Annotated in this window: 1 protein-coding gene; it reads left to right on the top strand. The window is 37.4% G+C overall.

Annotated features, from left to right (window positions below; all coding sequences use genetic code 11):
- Positions 1 to 224: 224 nt before the first annotated feature.
- The coding region (locus BMG01_RS10665; protein ID WP_233127313.1) for an IS110 family transposase at positions 225 to 916 on the top strand (692 nt) is incomplete at its 3' end.

Genomic DNA, 916 nt, shown 5'->3' with positions numbered 1-916 from the left:
ATGGTATTCATTGGCTAGAGAATTAGCAGAACGTCCCTCGTTATACAAGGTGACAATTGATGACTTAAATTCTGTTGAGTATCGCTTAGCTTTCATAATATAAAAAAACTCCTATACTTGATTATCTCGGATTATGCCCTAGAAATAAAGCGGTCCGGATTTTCAGTATACGAGCAAAGATAACCCATGATGTCCTGGGATTCAATCAACTCAATACAATTATCATGCAATTTAATGAATTTCCTGATATTGTTTTTGAGGCGACCGGTATTTATTCGCGACGATTGAAATCATTTTTGGATTGGCATAATTATCCCTATACTTTTCTCAATCCCTTAGCAGCAAAAAAACAGTTGGATCAGCTTCGCCCGAATAAAAATGATTTGAATGATGCTAAAAACTTGGCTGAGACCCAATTCATTTTAGCTCGTGCTAAAAGTTATGTTCAAAATCCAATTTATATTGAGTTACAATATATGAGCCGCTTTTATCAACAAATTAATCATGATATTGTCAGTACAAAAGATAGGTTACATCGCATTTTACAACTGACCTTTCCTAAAATCGAAGGACTCTTTTCTGCCACCGATAGTCCACATTATTGGGAGCTCCTAACAATAGTGCCACATGCAATAATTACAAGACGTTCGAGGCAAGCACTCATGGACACGATTCAAGCTGGGATTAGTTGGCATATCGGTCACGAGAGATTAAGTAAATTAGTCGATCAATTAATGAGTATGGGTCAGATATCAGCGCCTGCAGTTGCTGCCAATTCTTATAATGTTGCACAAGTTATATACTATGCAAAGCGTTGGATTGAGTTGCATGGTACCAAGGGTGACATCCTGACTGCTATGGTAGATAAGGCTAAGGATTTACCGGAATACAGCATTTATCAAAGCATTCCAGGGTT

Source organism: Leuconostoc sp. BM2, assembly GCF_002095565.1.
Classification (GTDB): Bacteria; Bacillota; Bacilli; order Lactobacillales; family Lactobacillaceae; genus Leuconostoc; species Leuconostoc falkenbergense.
The sequence above is the reverse complement of the archived record's forward strand: the minus strand, read 5'-3'. Positions and strand labels throughout refer to the sequence as shown.